Source organism: Streptomyces sp. AA4, from assembly GCF_000158875.1.
Lineage (GTDB): Bacteria > Actinomycetota > Actinomycetes > Mycobacteriales > Pseudonocardiaceae > Amycolatopsis.
This window is the reverse complement of the sequence record NZ_GG657746.1, coordinates 5989331-6014426: the sequence shown is the minus strand read 5'-3', so window position 1 is coordinate 6014426 and position 25096 is coordinate 5989331. Positions and strand designations below refer to the sequence as shown.

Annotated in this window: 22 protein-coding genes and 2 tRNA genes; 9 read left to right on the top strand and 15 right to left on the bottom strand. The window is 70.3% G+C overall.

Annotated elements, in window-relative coordinates; all coding sequences use genetic code 11:
- Positions 1-15: 15 nt before the first annotated feature.
- The 3 genes from SSMG_RS27525 to SSMG_RS27515 all read right to left on the bottom strand — a co-directional run bounded on the left by SSMG_RS27525 (position 16) and on the right by SSMG_RS27515 (position 2864).
- Positions 16-1053 carry an aliphatic amidase gene (locus SSMG_RS27525; RefSeq protein ID WP_009081400.1) on the bottom strand — a complete coding sequence of 346 codons (1038 nt, stop codon included), beginning with the start codon at positions 1051-1053 and terminating at the stop codon, positions 16-18.
- 25 nt (positions 1054-1078) lie between these two features.
- Positions 1079-1705 carry an AmiS/UreI family transporter gene (locus tag SSMG_RS27520; protein ID WP_009081399.1) on the bottom strand — a complete coding sequence of 209 codons (627 nt, stop codon included), beginning with the start codon at positions 1703-1705 and terminating at the stop codon, positions 1079-1081.
- Positions 1706-1793: 88 nt separating this feature from the next.
- The gene (locus SSMG_RS27515; RefSeq protein WP_009081396.1) at positions 1794-2864 is read right to left on the bottom strand and encodes a substrate-binding domain-containing protein; all 1071 of its coding nucleotides are present in this window, start codon (positions 2862-2864) and stop codon (positions 1794-1796) included.
- 95 nt (positions 2865-2959) lie between these two features.
- Between SSMG_RS27515 and SSMG_RS27510 the strand changes: the two genes are divergently transcribed.
- Entirely contained in the window at positions 2960-3367 is a 408-nt protein-coding gene (locus tag SSMG_RS27510) for a MarR family winged helix-turn-helix transcriptional regulator (RefSeq protein WP_037715052.1), read from the top strand.
- A gap of 5 nt (positions 3368-3372) precedes the next feature.
- Here the strand turns inward: SSMG_RS27510 and SSMG_RS27505 are convergent, their stop codons facing one another.
- A complete protein-coding gene (locus SSMG_RS27505) occupies positions 3373-3855 on the bottom strand; it encodes a hypothetical protein (protein ID WP_100266899.1) in 483 nt (160 codons plus the stop codon).
- A gap of 107 nt (positions 3856-3962) precedes the next feature.
- Positions 3963-4709: an IclR family transcriptional regulator gene (locus SSMG_RS27500; protein WP_009081390.1), complete on the bottom strand. Its 747-nt coding sequence runs from the start codon at positions 4707-4709 to the stop codon at positions 3963-3965.
- A gap of 106 nt (positions 4710-4815) precedes the next feature.
- Between SSMG_RS27500 and SSMG_RS27495 the strand changes: the two genes are divergently transcribed.
- On the top strand, positions 4816-5940 hold the full coding sequence (locus tag SSMG_RS27495) for a CaiB/BaiF CoA-transferase family protein (protein WP_037715050.1): 1125 nt from the start codon (positions 4816-4818) through the stop codon (positions 5938-5940).
- Positions 5937-7127 carry an acyl-CoA dehydrogenase family protein gene (locus SSMG_RS27490; RefSeq protein ID WP_009081386.1) on the top strand — a complete coding sequence of 397 codons (1191 nt, stop codon included), beginning with the start codon at positions 5937-5939 and terminating at the stop codon, positions 7125-7127. Before SSMG_RS27495 ends, SSMG_RS27490 begins: the two co-directional genes overlap by 4 nt.
- Here the strand turns inward: SSMG_RS27490 and SSMG_RS27485 are convergent.
- Genes SSMG_RS27485 through SSMG_RS27470 form a run of 4 tightly spaced genes read right to left on the bottom strand, consistent with a single transcriptional unit; the run spans position 7094 to position 12415 of the window.
- On the bottom strand, positions 7094-8296 hold the full coding sequence (locus SSMG_RS27485) for an MFS transporter (protein WP_037718073.1): 1203 nt from the start codon (positions 8294-8296) through the stop codon (positions 7094-7096). The genes SSMG_RS27490 and SSMG_RS27485 overlap by 34 nt on opposite strands.
- A complete protein-coding gene (locus tag SSMG_RS27480; protein ID WP_037715048.1) occupies positions 8293-8781 on the bottom strand; it encodes a carboxymuconolactone decarboxylase family protein in 489 nt (162 codons plus the stop codon). The genes SSMG_RS27485 and SSMG_RS27480 overlap by 4 nt, the downstream gene beginning before the upstream one ends.
- 48 nt (positions 8782-8829) lie before the next feature.
- Positions 8830-10221, bottom strand: a complete 1392-nt coding sequence (locus SSMG_RS27475) for a PLP-dependent aminotransferase family protein (RefSeq protein WP_009081379.1) — start codon at positions 10219-10221, stop codon at positions 8830-8832.
- A 58-nt stretch (positions 10222-10279) separates the two neighbouring features.
- On the bottom strand, positions 10280-12415 hold the full coding sequence (locus SSMG_RS27470) for a phosphocholine-specific phospholipase C (RefSeq protein WP_009081377.1): 2136 nt from the start codon (positions 12413-12415) through the stop codon (positions 10280-10282).
- Positions 12416-12729: 314 nt separating this feature from the next.
- Between SSMG_RS27470 and SSMG_RS27465 the strand changes: the two genes are divergently transcribed.
- Entirely contained in the window at positions 12730-13254 is a 525-nt protein-coding gene (locus tag SSMG_RS27465) for a hypothetical protein (protein WP_037715044.1), read from the top strand.
- Positions 13255-13291: 37 nt separating this feature from the next.
- On the opposite strand, the gene SSMG_RS27460 is transcribed toward SSMG_RS27465, so the two are convergent.
- The 4 genes from SSMG_RS27460 to SSMG_RS27445 form a co-directional block, all read right to left on the bottom strand.
- Positions 13292-13633 (bottom strand): hypothetical protein, encoded by a 342-nt coding sequence (locus SSMG_RS27460; RefSeq protein WP_009081373.1) that lies wholly within the window; start codon positions 13631-13633, stop codon positions 13292-13294.
- 118 nt (positions 13634-13751) lie between these two features.
- Positions 13752-13826: transfer RNA gene (locus SSMG_RS27455), tRNA-Val, on the bottom strand.
- A gap of 34 nt (positions 13827-13860) precedes the next feature.
- Positions 13861-13932 (bottom strand) — tRNA-Val (locus SSMG_RS27450).
- A gap of 83 nt (positions 13933-14015) precedes the next feature.
- The gene (locus SSMG_RS27445) at positions 14016-15206 is read right to left on the bottom strand and encodes a GAF domain-containing protein (RefSeq protein ID WP_199786003.1); all 1191 of its coding nucleotides are present in this window, start codon (positions 15204-15206) and stop codon (positions 14016-14018) included.
- 164 nt (positions 15207-15370) lie between these two features.
- Here SSMG_RS27445 and SSMG_RS27440 point away from each other — a divergent pair, with 164 nt between their 5' ends.
- Both SSMG_RS27440 and SSMG_RS27435 read left to right on the top strand, forming a co-directional pair.
- Positions 15371-17188, top strand: a complete 1818-nt coding sequence (locus SSMG_RS27440) for an NAD(P)/FAD-dependent oxidoreductase (protein WP_009081368.1) — start codon at positions 15371-15373, stop codon at positions 17186-17188.
- Between the two features lie 143 nt (positions 17189-17331).
- A complete protein-coding gene (locus tag SSMG_RS27435; RefSeq protein WP_009081366.1) occupies positions 17332-18831 on the top strand; it encodes a class I adenylate-forming enzyme family protein in 1500 nt (499 codons plus the stop codon).
- Here the strand turns inward: SSMG_RS27435 and SSMG_RS27430 are convergent, their stop codons facing one another.
- Positions 18832-20241 (bottom strand): PLP-dependent aminotransferase family protein, encoded by a 1410-nt coding sequence (locus SSMG_RS27430; protein ID WP_009081362.1) that lies wholly within the window; start codon positions 20239-20241, stop codon positions 18832-18834.
- On the opposite strand from SSMG_RS27430, the gene SSMG_RS27425 reads away from it, so the two are divergent.
- A complete protein-coding gene (locus tag SSMG_RS27425; protein WP_037715042.1) occupies positions 20240-21160 on the top strand; it encodes a DMT family transporter in 921 nt (306 codons plus the stop codon). The two genes, SSMG_RS27430 and SSMG_RS27425, sit on opposite strands and share 2 nt — an antisense overlap.
- Before the next feature lie 86 nt (positions 21161-21246).
- On the opposite strand, the gene SSMG_RS27420 is transcribed toward SSMG_RS27425, so the two are convergent.
- Positions 21247-23508, bottom strand: a complete 2262-nt coding sequence (locus SSMG_RS27420; RefSeq protein ID WP_037718067.1) for a helix-turn-helix transcriptional regulator — start codon at positions 23506-23508, stop codon at positions 21247-21249.
- Between the two features lie 146 nt (positions 23509-23654).
- Between SSMG_RS27420 and SSMG_RS47215 the strand changes: the two genes are divergently transcribed.
- Both SSMG_RS47215 and SSMG_RS27410 read left to right on the top strand, forming a co-directional pair.
- Positions 23655-23894, top strand: coding sequence for a hypothetical protein (locus SSMG_RS47215; RefSeq protein ID WP_037715040.1), 240 nt, complete (start codon positions 23655-23657; stop codon positions 23892-23894).
- Between the two features lie 32 nt (positions 23895-23926).
- On the top strand, positions 23927-25087 hold the full coding sequence (locus SSMG_RS27410; RefSeq protein WP_037715037.1) for a serine hydrolase: 1161 nt from the start codon (positions 23927-23929) through the stop codon (positions 25085-25087).
- Positions 25088-25096 lie beyond the last annotated feature (9 nt).

Sequence of the window (25096 nt, the reverse complement as noted above, 5' to 3'; positions counted from 1 at the left end):
GCAGCCAGCGGGGAATCAGGCCTGCTTGGTCTTCTCCGCGGGCAGCTGGCCGACCGGGCATTCGGCGACGCCGATCGTGCTGCGCGTGATGGCCTCGACGTTTTCCTGCGCCTTCTGCGCGTCGGTGACCCACGTGCGGTAGAACTCGAACGGGCAGTCCGCGACGCCCTTGTCGCCGTCGCCGGCCGCGTGCACGCCCGAGTAGCCCCGGTGCAGCAGCTTGAACAGGTGGTTCTGCGACTGGTCGTACTCGCGCGCGTCCCGGATCGCCGAAAGCGACAGCTGGGCGAACTGGATGCCGTATTCCTCCTCGCCGGTTTCGCCGAGCGTCCGGCCGTCGAACCCGATGATCGCGGAGTGGCCGAAATACGAGTACACGCCGTCGAATCCGGCCGCGTTGGCGACCGCGACGTAGCAGTTGTTCGCCCACGCCATGGCTTTCGCCATCAGCACCTGCTGGTCCTTCGCCGGGTACATGTAGCCCTGGCAGCGGACGATCAGCTCGGCGCCCTTCATCGCGCAATCCCGCCAGATTTCCGGGTAATTGCCGTCGTCGCAGATGATCAGGGAGATCTTGAGGCCCTTCGGGCCGTCCGTGACGTACGTCGAGTCGCCCGGGTACCAGCCCTCGATCGGGCACCACGGCAGGATTTTCCGGTACTTCTGCACGATCTCGCCGTGGTTGTCGATCAGCACCAGGGTGTTGTACGGCGGTTTGTTCGGGTGGTCCTCGTGCTGTTCGCCGGTGATCGAGAAAACTCCCCACGTGTCGGCCTCGCGGCAGGCGGCGGAGAAGATCGCGGTTTCCTCGCCGGGCACGGTCGCCGCGGTGTCGTACATTTCCTGTTCGTCGTACATGATCCCCTGCGTCGAGTACTCGGGGAACACGACGAGGTCCATTCCGGGCAGGCCGCCCTTCATGCCGACGACCATGTCGGCGATCTTGCGCGCGTTGTCCAGCACCTCGGCCTTCGAATGCAGCCGCGGCATCTTGTAGTTCACGACCGCGATGCCGACCGTGTCCGGGCTCGAGGAAATGTCGCCGTGTCGCATGGGAGTTCTCCTTCTGGGTGGAGGGTCAGGCCGCGGCCGCGGCGCGGTCGGGGACGGAGCGGGGCTGGCCGCGGAAGCCGAGCACCGCGGCGAGAGCGACGAGCAGGACGGCGATCGCCGCCGCGATGAGGGCGGCGGTCGCGGTGGAGCGGTAGCCGCCGGTGAGCGCGAGGAACGCGGGCAGCGTGCAGGTCGGCTGGCTCAGCAGGACGGTCGTCCAGCCGGTGAACCGGGTCAGCCCCTCGCGGCCGAGCCCGAGCACGAGGAAGAACAGGCCCCACAACAGGGCCCAGGACAGCCAGATGACGCCGAACACCGGATCGTCCTGCCGCCAGAACGCCAGTCCGGCGTACACGAGCGCGGCGCCCGCGACGAACAGCGAGAACCAGCCGATGCCCTCGGGTTCGAGCCCGGCGAGGTTCGCGATCCCGACGTACAGATAGGTGAAGCCGAACAGGAACAGCCCGGACGCGCTGAGGATCGCCTCGGAATCCCCGTGCGCCTGGATGATCAGCACCGTCGGCGTCACGCACTGCAGCCCGCCCACGAACAGGTTCAGCGCGGCGGCCGACCGCGCGGGCACGCGCCCGAGCAGCATCAGCCCGTTGACCAGCAGTACCGCCCCGACGTAGAGCAGGCCGACGTTGTTCATCGCACGCTCCTCAGTTGGTACCAGATGAAATACTGTCAAGTGAAAATAAATGGGCGGACGGCGGCCGTCAAGAGCGGAGCGGGACGGGTCAGAGCCGGGTGATCGGATCGAAATCGCAGCCGTGCGCGGCGGCGAGGTGCACGTGCTGGGCGGCTTGCTGGCCGTGGAATTCGACGGTGCCGCGCGGTCCGTCGTACGCGACGCCGTCGATTGCCGCGTTGAATGCGCGCAGGTCCGGAGTGCCTGCGCGGCGGGCGAGTTCGGCGAGCGTATGCAAGCCCTCGTAACAGGATTCGGCCGCGTTGTTGAGCGGCGGCGCGGCCGGGCCGTGCAGGCGGACGTAGCGGCCGAGCAGATCCATCGCGTCCGCTGTGACGAGCGAGCGGAAGTACGCGGCGGAGGCGAAGAGGTTTCGGGTCGCCTCGGCGCCGCTGGCGAGCAGCATGTTTTCTTCCATCAGCGGGCTGAAGCGCAGCATCTGCTCGTGGAGCCCGCGCGCGGCGAACTGGCGGTTGAACCGCACCGCGTCCTGTCCGACGAACAGCATGAGAACCCCGTCGCACGCCGAGGTCTCGACGCGCCGGACGAGCCTCGCCATGTCACCGGAACCCAGTCCGACGAAGGCTTCTCCGGCGATCTGGAGATCGAGTTCCCTTGCGTAGCGCCGGATCGCGTCCGCGGAACCGCGCGGCCACACGTAATCGTCGCCCGCCACGAACCAGCTCCGCGCACCGCAATTGTCGCGCAGCCACCGCAGGGCGGGTTGGATCTGCACGCGCGGAATTTCACCGGAACAGTAGATGCCAGAACGACTTTCGCCGCCCTCGTAGAGCGACGTGTACACGTACGGAACGCGGTCGGCGAGGACCGGCGCGAGCGCGTTGCGGACTGACGAAATGTGCCAACCGGTGACCGCGTCGATCTCGCCCGCGTCGACCAGCCGGCGCACCGCCGACGCGACCTGGGCAGGAGGCGCGCCGCCGTCGACGACTTCCAGCGTCACCTCGCGGCCGAGAATGCCGCCCGCGTCGTTGAGTTCCCGGACCGCGAGTTCGCTGATCGCCTCGCACGAGGGCCCGAAAAGGCCCGCCGGTCCCTGCAGCGGGACGACCAGCGCGACGCGCAACGCGCTCGCGCGGCTGGCGACTCCGAGTCCCATGCCGGCTCCGGGCTTCTTTGCCGGTTGACTTGCTTCCATTTGGAAGTCTTACAATGCGAAGGCATTTGCGCAAGGGCGGGAACGAGGGCAGGCGGATGAGGCAGGCACAGGCGGCCGGGGCGTCGCTGATCCGCGAACTCACCCGCACCGCACGCGCGGTCACGCTGCGGATCGAGCCGCTGCTCAAGGAAGAGGGCCTGACCCTCGACGGCTGGCTGGTGCTGGACGCGCTGGCCGCGGGCGACGGCCTCACGATGACCGAGCTGGCCGGGCGCACGCTGGTCACCGGGCCGACGCTGACCCGGGTGGTCGACCGGCTGGTCACCACCGCGGCGGCGTATCGCGAGGTGGATGTCGAGGACCGGCGGCGGGTCCGGGTGTACCTCGCGCCGCGCGGACGCAGCGCGCATCAACGGGCGACGGCTCGGCTGGCCGAGGTCGAACGCGAACTGGACCCGGACGGCGGGGTGCTGGCGAAGCTCTCCGGCCTCGAGGCGGAGTAGCACGGTCAGCTCTGCGGGCGTTGCGCCCAGGGCGTTCGGAAGACGGCGAAACTGTCGAACAGAACCAAGGCGAGCAGTGCCGCGCCGCCGTAAGCGAGCATCGCCGGGAGAAGCCCGGCTCGTCCGTAGAGTTCCGCGGAGGCGTCGAAAACCGCGAGCGGGAGCAGGACGGCGCTGGCGGCTTGGGCGGCGTTCACGAGCATGGCTGCCCAGAACACCCAGGTCTTGCCGGTCAGCGCGAGCAGGCCGACCGCGTTGCCGGCGAGAAAGAACCAGCCGGCCGTGCGCAGTCCGGTCAGGAAGCCCGGCGCGTCGGAGGTGCTGCCGCGAGCGGACTCCAGTGCGAGGCGGACCAGGTCCACGTCGAGGATCAGGAGGTTCTGCAGGAGCGTCCCGGCGGCGCAGACCAGCGAGCAGACGGCGGTGGCGACTTGCAGCGGACGAGTCCACGCGGTGGGGCAGTACTTTCGGCCAGGCGCTGGGGACATGGGACTCCTCACCGATCGCGGACGACGTGCGGAGTCCAGCTTCGCCTTGTCCGAGCGCGCGGACATCGGGTGTCATCCCCGAATGGCGACCCCGGAATTCCCTGAGGCTAAGGCCGTTTCCGCCATTCGCGCCGGTGCCGGGTCAGCACCTCGATCAGCTCGTCCTTGCGCTCGGCCACCTCGGTGTGGCTGCCCATGATCCCGACCGCGGCGACGGTCCGGCCGTCCTCCACGACCGCGACCGACACGCCGTCCGCCTCGGTCGACGCGCTCGGGGCGGCGACCAGGCCTTCGGCGCGGATCCGGGTCAGGTCCTGCACGAAACGCTCGACCAGTTCGGCGTCCGCCGGCGGCAGCGAGCCGATCTGCGGCCACAGGTCCCGGTTTTCCATGGCGGCCAGCAAGATCCAGCCGGTCGACGTGCGGATCGGCGAGCGGCGCACGAAACCTTCGGCGAGGTAGGCGTACCGCGGATCGTGCGAGGCGTGGTCGACGTAGTAAAGGTCGCTGCCCACCATGATCGCCAGCACCGCGGTCATCCCGGTTTCCTCGTGCAGTGCTTCGAGATCCTCGTGCGACACCGTGGTGACCGTGGGGCGGCCGACCAGCCGGACGAGCAGGAACGGGGCCGGGCCGAGGGAGTAGCGGCGGTCGTGCTCGTCGAGGTAACCCGTCGCGACGAGGCCGTTGACCAGGCCCTGGATCGAGCTCATCGGCGCGTCGAGCTCGCGGGCGAATTCGGTGAGCGTGACCCCGTTCCGGGAGCGCGCGGCCCGCTCCAGGATGGTCGACACCCGGTCGATCATCCGGTGGTGCGGCCTCGGGCGGCCGTCCGGCGTGGGGTGCGTCGGCATCGGTGCTTTCTCTCCTCGGGTGATCGCGAACTCTACCCGGACCTGCAGGTTGCGTAAATACGTAGTTCAATGCCAGTATGCGTAGCGAGGAGGTGCGCTCGTGAGCATGCCACTGGACGGTGTCGTCGTCGCGGATTTCAGCCGGGTGCTGGCCGGTCCGCTGGCGTGCGTGAACCTGGCCGACCTCGGGGCGACGGTGATCAAGGTCGAACGGCCCGGTTCCGGCGACGACACCCGCGGCTGGGGCCCGCCGTGGACCGCGCACTCCAGTTCGTACTTCGAATGCGCCAACCGGTCCAAGCAGTCCGTGGTGCTCGACCTCGGCGATCCGGACGACCTGGTGCTGGCGCGGGAACTCGCGCGGCGCGCCGACGTGCTCGTCGAGAACTTCCGGTCCGGCGCGCTGCGACGGCGCGGGCTCGACTACGAAGCGGTCCGCGTGGGTAATCCCGGGATCGTGTACTGCTCGGTTTCCGGCTTCGGCGGCGACGCGGACCTGCCCGGCTACGACTTTCTCGTGCAGGCGATGGGCGGCTTGATGAGCGTCACCGGCACCGACGAACCGACGAAGGCCGGCGTCGCGCTGGTCGACGTGCTCGCCGCGAAGGACGCGACCATCGGCATCCTGGCCGCGCTGCGGGCCCGCGAGCAGACTGGACGGGGGCAGCGGGTCGAGGTGAATCTGCTGTCCAGTTTGCTCGGTTCGATGGCCAACCAGGCCTCCTCGTATCTCACGACCGGGCGCGCGCCGCGCCGGATGGGCAACGCGCATCCGTCGATCGCGCCGTACGAAACGTTGCGCTGCAAGGACGACGTGCTCGCGCTGGCCTGTGGCAACGACGGGCAGTTCCGCCGGCTCGCCGAGGTGCTGGGCGTTCCGGAGCTGGCCGGCGACGAGCGGTTCGCGACGAACGCCGAACGCGTGCGCCACCGTCCGGAGCTGCGGGCCGCGCTCGAAGAGCAGCTCGGTACCGACACCGTCGAGGCGTGGGCCGCGCGGCTGACCGAGGCCGGGGTGCCCGCCGGTCCGGTCGGCGATCTCGCGGACGGGTTCAAGCTCGCCGAATCGCTCGGGCTCGCGCCGACTGTGCCTGTCGGCGGCGATTCGCCGCCCCAGGTCCGCCATCCGATCGGCTATTCGGAGACGCCGGTCGCCCGCTATTCCGCCCCGCCCCGGCTGGGGCAGCACAGCGACGAGATTCGCCGCTGGCTCGCAGAGGAGAAGAAATGAGCGCCACGAAGTCCCTGCCGCCGCTGGATCCGCGCGACCCCGCCGGGCTCGGCGACCTGTTCACCGAAGACGAGAAGGCGATCGCGGCCGCGGTCCGCCGCGTCTGCGCGGAGCGGATCGACCCGTACGTCGGCGACTGGTTCGAGCGCGGCGAGCTGCCGGACGTGCGCGGCCTGGCCAAGGACCTGGGCACGCTCGGGGTGCTCGGCATGCACCTGGAGGGCTACGGCTGCGCCGGGATGTCGGCGACCGAGTACGGGCTCGCCTGCCTGGAACTGGAGGCGAGCGACTCGGGCATCCGCTCGCTCGTTTCGGTGCAGGGGTCGCTGGCGATGTTCGCGATCTGGAAGTGGGGCTCGGAGGAGCAGAAGCAGCAGTGGCTGCCGTCGATGGCGGCGGGCGAGGCGATCGGCTGCTTCGGGCTGACCGAACCGGACGCCGGCTCGGACCCGGCCAGCATGCGCACCCGCGCGCGGCGCGACGGCGACGACTGGGTCCTCGACGGCCGGAAGATGTGGATCACCAACGGAAGCGTCGCTGACGTCGCCGTGGTGTGGGCGCAGACCGACAAGGGCGTCCGCGGTTTCGTCGTGCCCACCGACACCCCAGGCTTCTCGGCTCCGGAGATCAAGCACAAGCTTTCGCTGCGCGCCTCGATCACGAGCGAACTCGTTCTCGACGGCGTTCGGCTGCCCGCGGACGCGGTGCTGCCGGAGGTCACCGGGCTGAAGGGACCGTTGAGCTGCCTCAACGAAGCCCGCTTCGGCATCGTGTGGGGTTCGGTAGGCGCGGCGCGTTCCTGCCTGCAGGCGGCGATGTCCTACGCCGAGGACCGCACGCAGTTCGGCAAGCCGATCTCCGCGTTCCAGCTGACGCAGCAGAAACTTGTCGACATGACGCTCGAGTACACGAAGGCGTTGCTGCTCGCGATCCACTTGGGACGGCGCAAGGACGCCGGGGTGCTGCGGCCGGAGCAGGTGAGCCTGGGCAAGCTGAACAACGTCCGCGAGGCGATCGAGATCTGCCGCACCGCGCGCACGATCCTCGGCGCGAACGGGATTTCGCTGGAATACCCGGTGATCCGGCACATGAACAACCTCGAATCGGTCCTCACCTACGAGGGCACGGTCGAGATGCACACGCTGGTCGTCGGTCAGGCGATCACCGGGCAGTCGGCTTTCCGCTGAGGGTTCCGCTGACGTTTCCGGCGCGGGACGGCCATGGCCGCCAGCGCGGCGGCCGCGGCCAGCATCCCGAGCCCGGCGAGCGTCCAGCCGAGGAAGCCGAACGTCAGCACGAGCGGGACCAGCACGAGCGGACCGGTGATGCGGGCGAGGGCGGTGCTGGTGGCGAACAGCGCTTGGTACTGGCCCTGATGTCCTTCCGGGGCAAGGCTGAACGCGAGATGCCAGGCTCCGGCGGAGGCGGTCGTTTCGGCGACGGTGAGCAGCAGCGCGCCGACGAGCGCCAGGATTACCGGGTGTGCTGAAGCGCTGAGCGAGCCGAAGACGGTGCAGGCGGCGATCAGGAAGATTCCGGCCACCACAAGGGATCGGCGTGCGGTGCGGGCGTCGCGGACCTGTCGGCTGATCGGCAGCTGGAGGAACACGACGAGGATAGTGTTGGCCAGCAGCACCACTGCGGAAGTCCATTGTGGAGCGGAGCTGCGGGTGACTATCCACAGGGGAAGCGTGACGCTGAGGATCGGCATGGTCAGCTGCGTGACCGCCGCCAGCACCGTCAAGGTGACGTAACGGCGGTCTCGCAGGGCTGGCCAGCCGGTTTGGCGTTCCGCGGGTGCGTCCGGCCCGGCGTGCAGGTACAGCGCGGTGGCGAACACGAAAAGACCGGCGTCGGCGAGGAAAACGGTGCCCGCGTTGGTCCCAGCGGCCAGGACGAGCGCGCCGATTCCGGAGCCCGCGCCGATGCCGATGTTGACGGCGGTGTGCAGCAACGCGCGGGCTCGGACCCGGCCTTCGGGAGCCACCACCGTCGCGACGACGGCTTGGCGGCCCGCCGCGAGCGCGCTCTGCCCGCAGGCGAAGAGCGCGCACGCGGCGATGTACAGCGGAACAGTGTGCGCGACGGCGAACAGCAGCAGGCCCGCGACCGCGGCGGCGGTGGCCGCGGCGAGTGCGCGGCGGGCGCCGATCCGGTCCAGCAGCGTCCCGAACGGAACGGTGGTGGTCAGGCTCGTCGCGGCGCCGAGCGACAGCCCGAGCGCCACGATTCCCGCCGGCAGGCCGACCCGGGTGGTGAAATGGACGGCGGACACGGCCAGTACCGCGCCGTCGCCCGCCGAGGTCAGGGCTTGTGCGGTGGCGAGCCGCCGGATCGCCGTGCGCGCGGTGGTCATGCCGGGCTGACCGACCAGCAGCGGGTCGTCACGCCGACCGTGTTCCACATGTTGATCGCGGTGATGAGCGCGATCACCGCCGCGGCGCCTTCCTCGCCGAGTGCTTCGACGGCCGCGGAAACGGTCGACTCGGGGACGTGCGTTTCGGAGAGGCGCGTGACGTCCTCGGTCAGCGCGAACGCGGCCCGCTCGGCCGCGGTGAACAGGCCGGATTCCGCCCAGACCGCGAGCGCGTCGACCCGCTGCGCGGTGACGCCTTCCTTGCGCGCGGCCTGCGAGTGCATGTCGACGCAGTACGCGCAGCCGTTGATCTGGGACGCGCGGAGGCGGACCAGTTCGCGCAGGCCCGGGTCGATGCCGGCGTGGTCGAGCTGCTGGGTCGCGGCGTCGTCCAAAGTGCTCATCGCACGGGAGAAAATCGGGGCCAGAGCGTCGAAATCGAGACGCTGGGGGATCGGGACCAGAACGGGGTTCGTCGTTGTCATGGACCTAGATTAGGACGCGAATGGACCGGATTACCGGCCAATCTCGCGCTAGAAACTCAGACCATTTGCCAGCGCGTCGGCGGCCAGCGCGAGGGCGCGCGCGGCGCGGGCGGACGACACCGCGCCGTAGCCGATGACGACTCCGGCCCGGTCTGGGTTGCCGCCGGGAGCGCGGTAGTCGGCGAGACCTTCGAGGGCCACGCCGAACTGGCGGGCGGCGGCGAGCGCGCGTTCTTCGGCGGCCGCGTCCGGCAGTTCGACCAGGCACTGCAGACCCGCGGCGAGACCGCCCGGCCGCAGCTCCGGTGCGCGTTCGGCGAGGAGCTGGGCGAACAGTTCGCGGCGGGTCCGGAAGGTGGCCCGGCGCCGGCGGACGGCGCGGTCGTACTCGTGGGAATCGAGGAAGCGGGCGAGGACCTGCTGGTGCAGTCCGCTGGGCGTGACGCCGCTGAGGCTTCGCTGCCGGAGCAGTTCGGGCAGCAGCTCGGGCGGGGCCACCGCCCAGGCGACGCCGACGGCCGGGGCGAGGGCCTTGCTCGACGTGCCCAGGTACACGACCCGATCCGGCGCGAGGGCTTGGAGCGCGCCGATGCTGCGGCGGTCGTAGCGGAATTCGCCGTCGTAGTCGTCTTCCAGGATCAGCGCGTCGCGGGCGTTCGCCCATTCGACGGCGGCTCGGCGCCGTTCCGGCGAGAGCGGCACCCCGGTCGGGAATTGGTGGGCCGGGGTGAGGAAGACCGCGTCGGCTTCGGCGTCGGCGAGGTCGGCCCCCTCGGAGTCGACCGGGATCGCGACGATCTCCAGTCCGGACTCGGCGATGATCCGCCGGTGCCGCTCGTGGCCGTACTCCTCGACGGCGATCCGCTTGCCGCCGCGCGCGCGAATGGCTCGGCAGGTCAGCGAAAGCAGGTCGCCGAAACCGCTGCCGATCAGGACTTCCGCCGCGGTGACCGCGACGCCGCGAGTCCGGGCGAGGTACCCGGCGAGGGTGTCGCGGAGTTCGACGGCCCCTTCCGGCGGGGCGTAGGCGAACGCGGAGACCGGCATTTCCGCCAGCGCTCGCCGGGTTTGGGCGCTCCATTGGCTGCGCGGGAAGTCGCCGGCGTCGGCGAGGCCGCCGCGAAGCTCGTACTCCGGCGGCGATTGTCGTTGCGCGACAGCCGGTTGCGCCTGTCGCGGGAAGCCCGCGATCCAGGTTCCGGCTCCGACACGGCTCTCCAGCCAGCCTTCGGCGGCTAGCCGCGAGTAGACCTCGGAGACGGTGCTGCGGGCGATGCCGAGATCGGCGGCGAGGGCGCGCGAGGCGGGCAGCCGGGTGCCCACCGGGAGCCGTCCGTCGACGACCGCGGCGCGCAGTGCGGTTTCGAGCGCGTGCGCGGGGCGGGTCGTGGAGACGGGCAGGTAGAGGTCCAGTCCGTCGGACACCGATGCGCGCTTCATGGCCGGACTTTAACCCGGCGCCCGGCCGGAATCCTCCGGCCGGGCGTTCACCCTGCGGCTACCGTTGCGGACCGGGGTCGCTGAAGCTGGGCCGGCCGGTCTCGTTGTGCCCGGCGAACCGGCGCAGGTAGCCCGGCGCGGCCGGGTCGGTCAGCGAGACGTCGAACCAGCCGAACGAGGACGCCGTCTCGCACTGCACGCGCCGGGTTTCGCCGGGGCCGAGCACGATCGTCCGGTCGGCGCTGCGGCTGTAATCGTTGCGCAGCTTCAGTTTCCGGCGCTGGCGGCCCGGGTTCGTGACGGTCAGGGTCAGCAGCGGGACCCCGTAGTTGTTCGTGGACACCGAAACCTCCGGCTCGGTCGTGTCCGCGGTGACGCCGGTGAACTGCGCGAGGTAACCGTTCGCGCCGGTGACGCGCAGGTCGTAGTTGCCGTGCTCGTCGGTGCCCGGCGCGCCTTCCCAGGTGTCGCTGATCGTGTCGTGCGCGGCGACCGTGTAGCGGCGGGGCGAATCGCCGTGCGCGTAGACGTAGAAGTACGCGCCCGCGGTGCCGTCGTTGGTGAACTGCACCGAAACCGAGCGGCCGTCGCGCTTTCCGGCGAGCGCGGTGGTGAACCGGTACGGCAGCGCTCGCGCGGGGCGGACGCCCGGCTCCTGCTTCGGCATCGCCTGCGGCAGCTTCACCGAGAACGGCTGGTTCTTGCTCGGCAGCGGGGCGGGCGTCGGCGTCACGACCGGTTTGGTCTGCGGGCGGGAGAAGTCGAACGCCGAGGTGAGGTCGCCGCACACGGACCGCCGCCACGCGCTGATGTTCGGCTCCGCCACGCCGAAGCGGGCTTCCAGGAAGCGCAGGACCGAGGTGTGGTCGAAGGTTTCGGAGCAGACCCAGCCGCCGCGCGACCACGGCGACACGACGAGCATCGGCACCCGGGAACCGAGCCCGGCGGGGTGTTTGCCGGTGAGCGAGACGCCGGTCGGCGCGCCGCCGGTGCCCTTCGGGAGCTTGTCGAAGTCGAGGGTCTCGTCGGGGAGGCTCGCCGCGAGCGAGCGCGAGACCAGGCCGTCCGTGCCCGGCTGGTTGAGCAGCGGCGGCATCGGCGGGACGACGTGGTCGAACAGGCCGTCGTTCTCGTCGTAGTTGATGAAGAAGACGGTCTTGCTCCACACCTCGGGGTTCGACACGAGCGCGTCGAGGACGAGGTTCAGGTAGTACGCGCCGTCGCTGGCGGACGCGGCCGCGTGCTCGCTGTACTTGTACGGCGGCACGATCCAGGTGACCTGCGGCAGCTTCCCGGCCTGCACGTCAGCGCGGAACTCCTTGAGCGTGTGCGTCGAAACGCCCTGCTCGACCAGCGGCCCGGACGCGCCTTCCTTCGGGTGGTACTTAGCGAAGAACTCGAGCGAGTTGTCGGTGTAGTTGTCCGTCGGCTCGCCGGGGATGCCGCTGCCGCCCTGGTAGAGCTTCCAGCTCACGCCGGCCTGCTGCAGCCGTTCGGGGTAGGTGGTCCAGCTGTAGCCGTTGGTGTCCGGCCGCTCCCACAGCCCGGGTCCGTTCTGCTTGCTGCCCAGGCGGTTCTGCGTGTCGATCGTGCCGGACCACAGCAGAATCCGGTTCGGCGCGGTGTCCGCGGGAACGGAGCAGTGGTAGGCGTCGCAGATGGTGAACGCCTCCGCGAGCGCGTAGTGGTACGGCAGCTCGGACCGCTGCTGATACGTCATGGTGAACACGTCCTGCTTTTCGTTCACCCAGCCGTCGTAGCGCCCGCCGTTCCACAGCGGTTCGCCGCTGCCCCAGCCGTGGTGGGTGCCGGCGATGTGCTCGCTGGTGCGCAACGCGTCGAGCGGGAACGGCAGGACGTACTCGGCGTCGTCCGGCAGGCCGCGGCTCTTGTAGCCGGAGGTCCGCACCTTGGCCGGGGGCTGGTAGAACACCGGCCGCCCGTTGGGCAGCAAGTGCGGCCGGGGGTCGCCGTAGCCGCGCACGCCGCGCATGGTGCCGAAATAGTGGTCGAAGGACCGGTTCTCCTGCATGAGGACGACGACGTGCTCGACGTCCTCGATCGTGCCCGACCGGCGGGCCGGTTCGACCGCGAGAGCCTTCCCGATCGACCCCGGCAGCAGCCCTCCGGCCGCCGCTCCGGCGAGCGAAGCGCCCGCCATGCCGAGAAAATTCCGGCGACTCGTACCCGCCATGGTTGCGTCCTCCGTGTGCTCGCGGCGAGACAGCGGTCGCCCGGAGTTACCGGCCGCCGCTCGCCCGGGGAGAGCATGAACGAGCCGAGTGTCCCGGATCTGGCGCGCGGGTGAATACTTTCGCCGGGGGAAGCGGGGCAGACTTGAAGCAAGATTGGCGGAAGGTTCTGCCGGTGGGCGCGGGAGCTGTCGGCAAGCAATGTGTTGCCCCTGGCGGTGATCCGTCGTTCCCTTGTCGCGGCGGGAGAATCCGAACAGCGGTCTGGACGACCGCCCGTGAACCTGGACGAGGGGGGTGCTCGAAGGCGTTGGACATGACGATGTTCCGAGCCGATCTGACCGCGTTGTTCGAGACCGCCGGGATGACCGGCGTCGACCTCGACGCGGCGGTCGTCGACGAGCACGTCCGCTCCGCTGCTTACCGGCGCGTCGTCGCGGCGCGCGGCGGGGCGGCTCCTCGCGAGCTGGCGGCGGTGCTGGTGCGCGATCCGGAGCCGCTGACGGCCAAGACGGCGGTGGTGGAGCTGGTCGACCAGGTCGCGAGAGAGACCGCCGATCCGGCGGAGTTCCGGCGGCGGGCAGCGGGGATCGTCGCGGAGGCGGACCGCCTCGGGCCGGTGAAGGACCGCGAGTTCGTCCGGCAGCGGGCGCGGGACTGGGAAGTGTGGCTGGAGACCGAAAACGGCCGGGTCCCGGACGTCGCCGAACTGGAGTCCGTGAGCGACTGGATGCAGCGGCGGCTGGCCGATTTCTCCGCTTCGCGGCAGGTGCTGGCCGTGATGGCCGAGCACGGTCGTACGAAGAAGATCCGGAACACTGCCGCGAACCGCGCCGCCTGAAACACCGGCCCGGAAACCGGGCGGTCACTCGGCTCGGTCAAGCCGGGGGAGCGGCCTCGGCTTCCTCGACCATCTCGACGAGCTCGGCGACGTTCTCCCGGGCGCCCTCGTTGCCCGGGAACCATTCTTCGACCGCGGCCGGCAGCTTCTCCCGGATCACCTTCATGATCTCCGCGGCCTGCTCCGCGGAATAGTTGCCGAGCGAGAAGAACGCGTAACCTCCGGCCACGAAGTCGCGCAGGTCCGCGGCCAGCGCCGGGTCCTCGACCTCGTCCGCGATGAACCCGAGGACCCGGCGCAGCAGCCCGCGGCTCGGCATCCAGTCGAGGAAGTCCAGATCGGCCTTGCCCGGCGGATCGACGATGAAATCAGCGGACACGGGTCACCTCGCGAGGGAGACGGACGGTTCGGAGACGGGGGCCTCGCTCAGCCAGGACCCGGCCGGAAATCACGAACGGCCCGCCGGCGAAGATCGTCGGCGGGCCGGGTGACCATGCTGGTGGGCGATACTGGGATCGAACCAGTGACCTCTTCGGTGTGAACGAAGCGCTCTCCCCCTGAGCTAATCGCCCGTTGTGCAACGCACCAGCCTGGGGTGGGCTGGAGTGCGCGATACTGGGATTGAACCAGTGACCTCTTCCGTGTCAGGGAAGCGCTCTCCCGCTGAGCTAATCGCGCTTGCTGCTGTGCAACGTGTCGTAAACATTAGCGGACGCCCCGGCGCCGCTCGCACCGGGGGCCCGTTTATCGGAGTGTGCTGGTCACTGTCCTGCGTGGACAGTCATGCGCACGCCGTCGGCGAGCCGGTAGGGGCGGGTGTCGACGATGGCGCCCAGGAGGCGGCGCAGGCGCGAGACCTCGGCGCGGACGGTGACCAGGTGTTCGGCGTCTCCGTAGAGGGCGTGGCTCAGCGCGACCGCGGACAGGCCGTCGCGGCCGGCTTTTTCCAGGCGGACCAGGATTTCCGCGTGCCGTTTGGTGATCGGGCGGCGCCAGCCGGTGTCGCCGGCCTGGAGGCTGAGCAGCGGGGCGGGCGTGAGGTCCAGGTCGAGCCGCACGGTGCGGGCGGTGCTGGCGGGGCGGACGAGCCAGCCGTCGGCGATGGGTTCCGGGAGGCAGGCGCCCAGCCCGGGGACGGCGACGACCTGGCCGGCCTGGGGAGCGGCGATGCGCTCGCCCGCGGACACGCCGACGCTGTGGGCGACCCAGCCGTCCTCGTCGACGACCAGGGCGGGGCCGGAGGACAGGACAGGTTCAGCCATTTGGCGCAGTCGTTCGAGGCGCTGGCGGTGCGTGCGCCACAGTTGCGATTCGGCCAGCCGCTTGCCGGTTTCGACGAGGGCGCCGATGGCCGGGTGCAGGGTGAGCGCGGGGCCGCTGACGTCGATGACGCCGAGGAGTTCGCCGGTGCGCGGGTCGTGGATCGGCGAGGCGGTGCAGTACCACGGGTGCTGGTTCTGCTCGAAGTGTTCGCCGGCCAGCAGCTCGATCGGCGCGGCTTCGGCCAGCGCGGTGCCGATCGCGTTCGTGCCGACGCGGGCTTCGGTCCATTCCGAACCTTCGATGAAACCCAGCGTGTCCGCCTTGCGCCGGACGGCGGACGAGCCTTCGCGCCACAGGATGATGCCGTCCGCGTCGGTGACTACCAGGAGCATGTGCGCCGAATCGGACGTCGCGCCGACGACCTGGCGGAGGTCTTCGATGACGTGCCGCAGCGGGGAGCCGTGCCGGCGGCGTTCGACCTCCTCGCCGGGGACCGAATCGCGGGCGTTCATCCCGTCCGCGGTCAGGCCGAGGCTCAGCACGCGGGACCAGGAGCGCGAGACGAGCGGACGCGGCGGCACCGCCGGACGGCTGCCGCCGATGACCGCTTCGTGCATCCGGACGAGGTCGCGCGCGTGGGTGGGCAGGTTGCGGCCCGGAGGCACCGCACTGTGCACCACCACAGTCACCTCCCGCACCATCGCGTCAGCGGCCCAGCATAGGTGACCTGCGCCGACGTTGTCATGCCTCGGCGCGTGCAACTCGCTGCAACCCTTGCCGCCCGGCTCGCCCGCGGAGTGTGATCGGCGCTACACCACCGACGACGCTGGCATCGCGAGCAGATGGAGGAGCCATGACACAGACGGTCGACCGGATCGCGCAGGCGAGCACGCCGCAGGCCCGGGTCGAGGACTGGCTGGCCCGGTTCGAGGCCGCGCTGGCCGCCCGCGACATCGAGGCTGCCTCGGCGTTGTTCGCCGTCGATTCCTACTGGCGCGACTTGGTTTCGTTCACCTGGAACCTCAAGACCGTCGAGGGCAGGGACGGGGTGGCCGGCCTGCTCGGCGGCTGCCTGGAGGCGACGGACCCGAGCGGATTCCGCACCAGCGAACCGGCCACCGAGTCCGGCGGCGTCACCGAGGCGTGGATCGAGTTCGAGACCGCCGTCGGACGCGCGAAAGGGCATCTGCGGCTGAAGGAAGAAGGCGCGTGGACGCTGCTCACCAGCCTGCGCGAGCTGAAGGGCTTCGAGGAGTCGCAGCGGGAACGGCGGCCCAAGGGCGTCGAGCACGGCGTGGTCCGCGGCCGCCGGTCGTGGGCGGAGAAGCGGGCGGAGGAGCAGGAAACGCTCGGCTACGAGCAGCAGCCCTACGTCGTCGTGATCGGCGGCGGACAGGGCGGGATCGCGCTCGGCGCCCGGTTGCGCCAGCTCGGCGTGCCCTCGCTGGTGGTGGAGCGCAACGACCGGCCCGGCGATTCGTGGCGCAAGCGGTACAAGAACCTCTGCCTGCACGACCCGGTCTGGTACGACCACCTGCCCTACCTGCCGTTCCCGGAAAACTGGCCGGTGTTCGCGCCGAAGGACAAGATCGCCGACTGGCTCGAGATGTACACGCGGCTGATGGAGGTGCCGTACTGGACGCGTTCGGCGGTCACCTCCGCGGTCTGGGACGACGACGCGAAGCAGTGGCACGTCACGGTGGACCGCGACGGCGAGCAGGTGGTCCTCACGCCGCGGCACGTCGTGTTCGCGACCGGGATGTCCGGCAAGCCGAATCTGCCGTCGTTCCCCGGGATGGACGAGTTCCAGGGCGACCAGCACCATTCGTCGCAGCACCCCGGCCCGGACGCGTACGCGGGCAAGAAGGCGGTCGTCGTCGGGTCGAACAACTCGGCGCACGACATCTGCGCGGCACTGTGGGAGCACGGCGCGGACGTGACGATGGTGCAGCGTTCGTCCACGCACATCGTGAAGTCGGATTCGCTGATGGACCTCGGCCTCGGCGACCTGTACTCGGAACGAGCGCTCGCCGCGGGCGTCACCACCGAGAAGGCGGACCTGATCTTCGCGTCGATCCCGTATCGGATCATGCCGGAGTTCCAGATCCCGGTGTACGAAGCGATCCGCGAGCGCGACGCGGACTTCTACGCCCGGCTCGAAGCGGCGGGCTTCAAGCACGACTGGGGCGACGACGGGTCCGGCCTGTTCATGAAGTACCTGCGCCGCGGTTCCGGCTACTACATCGACGTGGGCGCTTCGGAACTCGTCGCCAACGGCAGCATCAAGCTCGCGCACGGCCAGGTCGACCACCTGACCGCGAACTCGGTGGTGCTGGAGGACGGGACCGAACTGGAAGCCGACGTGGTCGTGTACGCGACCGGCTACGGCTCGATGAACGGCTGGGTCGCCGACCTGGTCGGCCAGGAGACCGCGGACAAGGTCGGCAAATGCTGGGGCCTCGGCTCGGAGACGACGAAGGACCCGGGTCCGTGGGAGGGCGAGCAGCGCAACATGTGGAAGCCCACCCAGCAGGAGGGGTTGTGGTTCCACGGCGGGAATCTGCACCAGTCGCGGCATTACTCGCTCTATCTGGCGCTGCAGCTGAAGGCGCGCTTCGAAGGCTTGGAGACGCCGGTGTACGGGCTGCAGGAGGTGCATCACCTGTCTTGACCGAGTGCCGGAAAACCCGGTGGCTGCGCTCGGCGCGGGCACCGGGTTTTTCTTACGGGGGCTACCATTCGGCTGTGGTCGAAAAGGTCGCCTCGGATCAGCTCGGCTTCCTCGCCGTCCACCTGACCCAGTGAGGACGAGCGATGACGCGTATTCACGACCTGCTCCGCACCGCTCCGGCGGACGCCGTCGGCTGGACGGCCGGTTCCCGCGACATCCGGTTCGCCGAGATGGACGCCTGGTCGGACCGGATCGCCGCCGATTTCCTGCGGCGGGGCGTGCGGCGCGGCGACCGGATAGCGGTCAACGGGCGCACGACGCCGGAGTGGCTCGCGGTGTACTTCGCCGCCGCGAAGACCGGCGCGGTGGTCGTCGGGCTGAGTCCCCGGTACCGCGAAACCGAATTCGCGCACATCCTCGCCGATTCCGGCGCGCGGCTCGTGGTGACCGAACCGGCGGCGGGCGACGTCGATTTCCTTGCCCTGCTGGGAAACCTCGAGCTGCCCGGCGTTTCCGTCGTGACCTTCGCCGAACTGGGCGCCGGGGAGCCCGGCGAGGCGGTGAAAGCCGCGGCGGCGGAGGTCGAAGCGGACGATCCGATGATGATCATCTACACCTCCGGCACCACGGGCCGTCCCAAAGGCGCGACACTGACCCACCGCGGCCAGCTGGCGTCCGCCGCCGCGGAGTCCGATCACCTCCAGCTGAGCCCCGACGACGTGTTGCCGGTGGCCGTTCCGCTGAATCACGTCAGCGGGATCACCTGCTGTGTCCTGTCCGCTTTGGTCGCGCGCAGCCGGACGGTGCTGCTGCCGTCGTTCGACGCCGGAGCGGCCGCCGATCTGTTCCGGACGGCCGGGCTGACGATGTGGGTCGGCGTGCCGACGATGCACACGCTGCTGCTGAATCACGAGCGTTTCGCCGGCGTCGACACTTCGGCGATCCGGGTGGTCGTGACCGGTGGCGCGAACGCGGAACCTGCTTTGCTGCAACGCCTTACGGCTGCGTTCCCGAACGCGACTGTGATGAATCTGTACGGGCTGAGCGAAGTTTCCGGGGCTGTGGTGATGACGCCGTGGAATGCCGGCACGGAAGCGACTGAACGCTCTATCGGAGTCCCTTTCCCTGGCGTGGAAGCGAAAATCGCGGCTCCGTCCGGAGAAGCGCTGCCGGTCGGCGAAACCGGCGAATTGCTGTTCCGGACCCCGTCGATCATGGCTGGCTACCACAATCTGCCGGAGGAAACCGCGGCCGCGGTCGACGCGGACGGCTGGCTGCACACCGGCGACATGGCCCGGGCCGACGAGCACGGCTACCTGACACTGCACGGCCGCGCCAAGGACATGTTCGTCCAAGGCGGCTTCAACATTTATCCGGTCGAGGTCGAGAACGTCCTCGCCGCGCATCCCGGAGTGCTGCTGGCGGCCGGGGTCGGCGTGCCCGATCCGGTGCTGGGGGAGATCGGCCGGTATTACGTTGTCCCGGCCCAGGATTCGTCGGTCACCGAAGCGGAACTGAAGGAGTACTGCGCCGGGCAGGTGGCGGATTACAAGGTCCCGCGCCAGATCGTGCTTCGGGACAGCCTTCCGCTGACGCCGTCCGGGAAGGTGCAAAAAGCCGCCCTGCGCGCGGAAAACGGCTGATCAGGCGTTCGCCGCCACTGCCTCCTGGATCACCCGCGCGGCGTCGGCGAACGCGTCCGGGTTCGGTCCGGCGTAGTTGAGCCGGATGAACCGTCCGGTCGGCTCGGCGGGAAACCATTCGTCGCCGGGTCCGATGACCACCCCGGCGGATTCGCAGTCGCGGACCACGCGCGACAGGTCGACGGTTCCAGGCAGTCGAGCCCAGAGGTTCAACCCGCCCTGCGGCACGGATTCCACCCGCACCGCGGGCGCGTGCTCGCGGAGGCCGGTGAGCAGCAGGTCGCGGCGGGTCTTGAGCTGGTGCCGGACCCGCCGCAGGTGGGTGCGCCACGCGGGCTGGGTCACGACGTCGAGCGCGACGGTCTGCAGCACCGTGCTGACGTACATCGATTCCGCCAGCGTATCCACGAGAATCCGGTCGCGCGCCGGGCCGCGGGCGATCAGCGCGGCGACGCGGATCGCCGGCGAGACGCTCTTGGTGAGGGAGCGGAGATAGACCACGTGGCCGTCGTCGTCCCGGCCGGCGATGGGCTGGGGTTCCGCGGTGATGCCGAAATCGTGCGCGGAATCGTCCTCGATCAGGAACGCGCCGTGCCGGCGGACGGTGTCCAGGACCCGGTCGACCAGGTCGGGCTGCCACAGCGCCCCGGTCGGGCTGGCGAAACTGGGCTGCGCGTAGAAAGCCCGCGCGCCGGTCTGTTCGAACGTCCTGGCCAGCACCTCGGGGTCCGGTCCGTTCGGGCCGCTCGGCACCGGCACCACCGCGACGCCCGCTTTCGTCGCCGCGAGGATCGCGCCCCAGTACGTCGGAGACTCCAGCAGGAGCGGCTGCCCCGGCCCGACCAGCGCGCGGAAGGCGGTGACCAGGCCGCTTTGGCTGCCCGGCGTGATCACCACGTCCCGCGGGGTCACCGGGGCGATGCCCGCCGGGGTGGCCGCGCGCAGTTCCGCGGCGAACCAGGCCTGCAGTTCGGGAACGCCCGCGGTCGGCGGCCGTCCGACCAGCGCCGCGGTCCGCGCCGCCCGGGCGAACGCGCTCCGGACGAGGCGCTCCGGCAGCAGTTCCGGGTCGGGATAGCCGGAATGAAGCGCTACTGAGTCGGTGGATACCGGCTGCAGCGACGCGGGCTGGTTGAGCAGCCCGTGCCCCGGGGTGCCGAGCGCCGCGGTCTGCCAGCCATAGTCGCCGGACCCGGTGGCGGGCGCGGCACGGACGAACGTGCCGACTCCCGGCAGGCTTTCCACCAGTCCTTGGGAAGACAGGGAGCGCAGTGCTTTCTGGACAGTCACCGGACTGGCCGAGTACCGCGCGACCAGCTCCCGCGAGGACGGCAGTTTCGCTCCGGCCGGGGCGGTGGCGATCCACTCGCGCAGTGTCGAAGCGATCCGGGAGCTGCTATCGTCGGACATGAAACTGAAGGATAGCGCTACTCTCCCGGAAGCACCGGCGCTACCCCGGGCCGGTCTCTGGTGGGGACTGCTCGGCGTCGCGGCGTTCTCGTTCACCGTGCCGTTCACCCGGGTCGCCGTCGAAAACGGCGGCCTCTCGGCGATGTTCATCGGCTCCGCGCGCGCAGCGGTCGCCGCGGTGCTCGCGACCGTCGCGCTGATCGCCACCAAACAACGCCTTCCGCGCGGCACCCAGTGGTTCCGCCTGGCCGTCGTCGCGGGCGGAGTGGTGGTCGGCTTCCCGATGCTGACCTCGTACGCGCTCACCACCGCCTCCGCCAGCCACGGCGCGGTGGTCATCGCGCTGCTCCCCGCCGCGACAGCCGTAGTAGCGGTACTCCGCACCCACGAACGTCCACCCGCGATTTTCTGGGCACTTGCCGCCGTCGGCGCCGTCGCGGCGGTCGGCTTCGCTGTCCTGCAAGGCGGCGGCCTCAGCGGAGTGCAGTGGTCGGACGCGCTGTTCTTCGGCGCCGTGCTGGCCGCCGCGGTCGGTTACGCGGAGGGCGGGTTGCTGGCGCGGGAATTGGGTGCGTGGCAGACCGTTTCGTGGGCGCTGGTGGTGGCGTCGCCGTTGATGGTCGCGTTGACCGTCGTATCGATGGCTCAGCACCCTCCACATGCGACAGTGGGCGAGTGGGCCGCTTTCGCCTACCTGGCGGTGGTGAGCATGTATCTGGCCTTCTTCGCGTGGTACCGCGGGTTGGGGCTGGGGCCGATGACGCAGGTCAGCCAGGTGCAGTTGGTGCAGCCGGTGCTGAACCTGTTGTGGGCGGCGGTATTCCTGGGCGAGGAGCTGACCTGGCAGACCATGCTGGGCGGGTTGGCGGTCATCGTCTGCGCGGGGAGCGCGGTGCGGGTGCGGACTGCTCGGGGTTAGGTCCAGCAGTCGCGGTCAGGCAGCTGGAGCCAGACGTCGGGGGGCCCGGTGACTGAGCGGTTGTCGGTGGGGCGCAGTCTGCCGGATCAGGCGGGTGTCCGGTACGCGCGACCCAGATGATCCTGAAGCCGCACATGGCGAAACTGGTACACCGCCCCCGCCTGCCGCAGCACCCCGCGCTGGTACGCGTCGTCGAGAAACGCCGGCACCGCCCACGGCAGGCGGCCGGTCAGCGGGAGCCAGATGCGCGCCAGCAGCACCCACTGTCCCCAAGCCGTGAACGCCAGCACGTAAGAAAGCCCGCCGCCCAGACCGCCGACGGCGCCGATCAGCAGGCCGGACGACAGCGGCCACCGGAGCGGACCGAGCGGGCCTTGGAGAAGTTCGACCAGCAGCCGCCCGCCGAAAGCGATCGCGAGGGCGACTGCCGGCACCAGGATGAGCAACTGGCGCAACGCCGTCGTGCGGTTCGTGGCCAGCAGGCCGAGCGGGGTGGCCGCCGATCCGACGTCCAGAGGGATTTCCAGCGCGGCCATCAGCCCGAACACCAGTCCGGCCGAGAGCCCGAAGACGAGCCCGTAGACGAGGGTCGGCACGAGCATTTTCTCGACCAGCGACTTGCCGTCCGGCGGGAATCCGAAGAGCAGGCCGTGCAAAGCCGTGTTGACCGGGCCGTATCCGAGTCCGATGACGAACCCGCCGAGCAGCGTGGCGCCGAGGCGGGAGGTGTAGGCGCGGAAGAACTGCCTGCCGGTCCGATGTCGTCCTCGCAGCCGGATCTGGACGCGCGACGGTTCGATTATCCGCCCGCGGCACACGATCGTCAGTCCGTGGACCAGCCCGAACGCCAGACCCACCATCGGGCCGATCAGGAGCCCGTCCATCAGGCCTGCGCGGAAGGTGAACGCGGTGCCGCGATCGATGAGGTCGAGCGGGACGAAGACGAGCCAGTTCAGCACCGCGATGGCGAGCGTCGAAGCCAGCACGACGGCGAGGATTCGCGACGACCGCCGCAGCGAACTGCCCAGCTGCCACCACGCCAGGTCGTGCTCGTCGAGGTGACCGACGTGCTGGGCCAGATATCCCAGCCACCGCTGGGCGCGTTCGGGATCCCAGCTGCGGAGCGGGCGGGCGATGTGCGGGGGCCGGTGCTGGTAGACGGTGGGCACGAAGCTGGCGAGCAGGTGGTCTTCGAGCGCCTCCGAGGTCGGGAACCGGGCGGGGTCCAGCAAAACCGCTGGGTCCCGGCCGTCGCTGTAGACGGTTCGCGCGAGAGTCACCATCAACGGCGTTCTCAGCGCAGCGGCGAGGTTTCCGTCCGGAGCGGCGCGCAGTTCGGCGAGCACCGGGTCCCACAATTCTCCGGCGCGGGAGGACGTGCGGGGCAGGTAGTGGGCGACGTCGGCGGGAGTCAGGTCGAGCAGTTCCACACCCGCGGTCGAGGTCGGCACGTCGGTCGCGGCGACCGCGGTCGCGTATTCGACGGGACGGCTGGTCAGCAGGAACGGCAGCGAGGTGGCGCCGAGCGCGGCCAGCGCGGCGGCGTGCAACCCGGCGGCGAGTTCGTCGAATCCGTCCAGAACCGGGAGCACGCACCCGGTTTCGACCAGCTCGGCGGCCAGGGGACCGGCGAGGCCGGGATAGTCCGGGTAGTCCTGCGGCAGGCGTTCGATCAGCCAGTCCCGCAGCGTGCTGGCCGTCGGGTCCCACGTGCTGACGTTGAAGACCGCCGGCACCGGCTCGGCGGCGGTGCGCGTGCGGAGGTAGCCCAGCACGAACCGCAGCGTCAGGATCGTCTTCCCGGAACCGGCCCGGCCGAGGACGACCAAGCGACCGGACGGGATCCGCCGGTAGACGTCCGCGATGCCGTCCAGTTCGCCGTCCAGGTCCAGCGGTTCCGCGACCCCGCCCGGCCGGACGCCGCGGATGTTGTCCCAGCGATCGGTCAGCCGCGGCGAAGCCCGCTGCCAGCGCACCGGCAGCGGGAAAGGATCGTGGACGCGGCGCTGCTCTTCCTCGCGTTGCCAGCGGGAAGCCACTACTCGCGCGAACTGGTCCGCGGCTTCCGACAGCGCGCTCCGGAGCCGCGGCGGCCCGGCCTCCGCCGGCGCCTCTTCCGGCGCGGGGGAGACGCCGAACTCGGCCAGCAGCGCGCGCTGCTCGGCCGGCGTGGTTCCCAGCGCGTCGGCGATCAGTTTCACGGTGCCCATCCGCGGATCGACGGGACGGCCGTTCTCCAGCCTCCGGATCGTGCTGACGCTGACGCCGGAACGTTCGGCCAGTTGCTCTTGCGTCAGCCCCGCCTGCCGCCGCGTCTCCCGCAGCAGAACGCCGGCCCGGCTCGTCACCGCGGAGACCCCCCACTTCGCGTCCGCTTGCCCCGCAACGAGCTTACCGCGCGGACCGGTCATCTCTGACCGGCTTGTGCTCTGGTGCGGTGACCTGCGGGAACCCGACGATGATCGGCACCGGGTCACCTCGTCATCGGAGAAACATGGCCGCCGATTTTCGGTACTGGTGCGGCGAATGCGGCTACCGGACACCTTGGCTCACGCAGGCGCAGAGCGCCGAACAGCGGGCGCGGCACTACGCCCGGTGCCATCCCGGCGTTCCGCCAAGGGGGCAGGCGGAGCGCCGCCGGTCGGACAGCGGCGGCATCGGCTGTCTGGTGCTGGTGGGGGTGCTGCTGCTGATCGTCGTGGCGGTGGCGGTCTGGCGGTACCAGGCGAGGTGACCCCCTTTCGACTTTCGAGCAGAGGAGAATTCGTGCGCAGACTGAGACGGGCAGTTTCGATCCTGGCGAGCGCGGCCGCCGCCGTGGCGCTGGCCGCACCGGCGTCCGCGGCCGACGCGCACGCCGACACCCAGGCGGTCCTCAACGGCTACCAGTCCCACGCCGGACCGGGCGCGGCCGTCTACGCGGGCAACGCGTCCGGGTCGTGGCAGCTGTCCGCGGGCAGCGCGACGATCACCGGCGCCGCGCGGCCGCTCCGGCCGGACGAGCACTTCCGCGTCGCGAGCCAGACCAAGACCTTCACCGCGTCGGTGGTCCTGCAGTTGGTCGACGAGGGCAAGGTCGTGCTCGACGCGCCGATCGAGCGGTACCTGCCCGGGCTCGTCGACGGCAACGGCTACGACGGCAACCGGATCACCGTCCGGCAGCTCCTCCAGCACACCGCCGGAATCCCCGCCCCGGATGTGCTGGCGTGGGCGCAAAAAGCCGCCGGATTCGTCAAACCGGACGGCAGCATCGGCCTTCGCGACCTCGTCCAGGTCGGGCTGCGGAACTTCCCGCCCGCCTCCGCGCCGGGCGCCGGCGTGCTGTACTCGAACCTGGGCTACCTGATCAACGGCCTGCTGATCGAGCAGGTCACCGGGATGTCCGTCGGCGACGCGATCACCGCGCGGATCATCGACCGGCTCGGCTTGGCGCAGACCAGTTTCCCGCGCGCGGGCGACCGGTCCCTGCCCGCGCCGTACCTGCCCGGGTACCGCGGCGTCCGGGCGGGCCCGTTCTTCTTCTGGACCGAGACGACGTCGGCCCCGGTCGTCTCCGAACCGTCGATCGAAAGCTCGGCCGGCGCGATCGTCTCGACCCTGGCCGACATGTCGACCTTCTATCGCGCGCTGCTCGACGGCAAGGTCGTCTCGCCGGCCGCGCTGGCCGAGATGCGCCGGACGATCCAGGTGCCGGTGCACGATCCCGCGTACGTCGGCTTGGGCCTCGGCCTGCAGGCCATCACGCTGTCCTGCGGCGGCGAGGCGTGGTTCCACAACGGCATCGCGGCGTCCGGCTACACGTCGTGGACCGCGGCGACCGACGACGGCCGGTACGCCGCGATGATGACCAACGCGTGGGAGGAGACGAGCATCCGGCCCTCGCCTCTCGACGTGATCGACTCCGCTCTCTGCGGCAGCAGGCAGTGAACCCTACGA

What these genes read in the sequence shown, in the direction of transcription:
- SSMG_RS27435 (WP_009081366.1), top strand. Translation starts at nt 17,332, where the DNA reads ATGACGCGTATTCACGACCTGCTCCGCACCGCTCCGGCGGACGCCGTC.
- SSMG_RS47215 (WP_037715040.1), top strand. Translation starts at nt 23,655, where the DNA reads ATGGCCGCCGATTTTCGGTACTGGTGCGGCGAATGCGGCTACCGGACA.
- SSMG_RS27485 (WP_037718073.1), bottom strand. Translation starts at nt 8,296, where the DNA reads ATGACCACCGCGCGCACGGCGATCCGGCGGCTCGCCACCGCACAAGCC.
- SSMG_RS27470 (WP_009081377.1), bottom strand. Translation starts at nt 12,415, where the DNA reads ATGGCGGGTACGAGTCGCCGGAATTTTCTCGGCATGGCGGGCGCTTCG.
- SSMG_RS27490 (WP_009081386.1), top strand. Translation starts at nt 5,937, where the DNA reads ATGAGCGCCACGAAGTCCCTGCCGCCGCTGGATCCGCGCGACCCCGCC.
- SSMG_RS27430 (WP_009081362.1), bottom strand. Translation starts at nt 20,241, where the DNA reads ATGTCCGACGATAGCAGCTCCCGGATCGCTTCGACACTGCGCGAGTGG.
- SSMG_RS27440 (WP_009081368.1), top strand. Translation starts at nt 15,371, where the DNA reads ATGACACAGACGGTCGACCGGATCGCGCAGGCGAGCACGCCGCAGGCC.
- SSMG_RS27425 (WP_037715042.1), top strand. Translation starts at nt 20,240, where the DNA reads ATGAAACTGAAGGATAGCGCTACTCTCCCGGAAGCACCGGCGCTACCC.
- SSMG_RS27495 (WP_037715050.1), top strand. Translation starts at nt 4,816, where the DNA reads ATGCCACTGGACGGTGTCGTCGTCGCGGATTTCAGCCGGGTGCTGGCC.
- SSMG_RS27475 (WP_009081379.1), bottom strand. Translation starts at nt 10,221, where the DNA reads ATGAAGCGCGCATCGGTGTCCGACGGACTGGACCTCTACCTGCCCGTC.
- SSMG_RS27520 (WP_009081399.1), bottom strand. Translation starts at nt 1,705, where the DNA reads ATGAACAACGTCGGCCTGCTCTACGTCGGGGCGGTACTGCTGGTCAAC.
- SSMG_RS27515 (WP_009081396.1), bottom strand. Translation starts at nt 2,864, where the DNA reads ATGGGACTCGGAGTCGCCAGCCGCGCGAGCGCGTTGCGCGTCGCGCTG.
- SSMG_RS27500 (WP_009081390.1), bottom strand. Translation starts at nt 4,709, where the DNA reads ATGCCGACGCACCCCACGCCGGACGGCCGCCCGAGGCCGCACCACCGG.
- SSMG_RS27510 (WP_037715052.1), top strand. Translation starts at nt 2,960, where the DNA reads ATGAGGCAGGCACAGGCGGCCGGGGCGTCGCTGATCCGCGAACTCACC.
- SSMG_RS27525 (WP_009081400.1), bottom strand. Translation starts at nt 1,053, where the DNA reads ATGCGACACGGCGACATTTCCTCGAGCCCGGACACGGTCGGCATCGCG.
- SSMG_RS27480 (WP_037715048.1), bottom strand. Translation starts at nt 8,781, where the DNA reads ATGACAACGACGAACCCCGTTCTGGTCCCGATCCCCCAGCGTCTCGAT.
- SSMG_RS27465 (WP_037715044.1), top strand. Translation starts at nt 12,730, where the DNA reads ATGACGATGTTCCGAGCCGATCTGACCGCGTTGTTCGAGACCGCCGGG.
- SSMG_RS27505 (WP_100266899.1), bottom strand. Translation starts at nt 3,855, where the DNA reads ATGTCCCCAGCGCCTGGCCGAAAGTACTGCCCCACCGCGTGGACTCGT.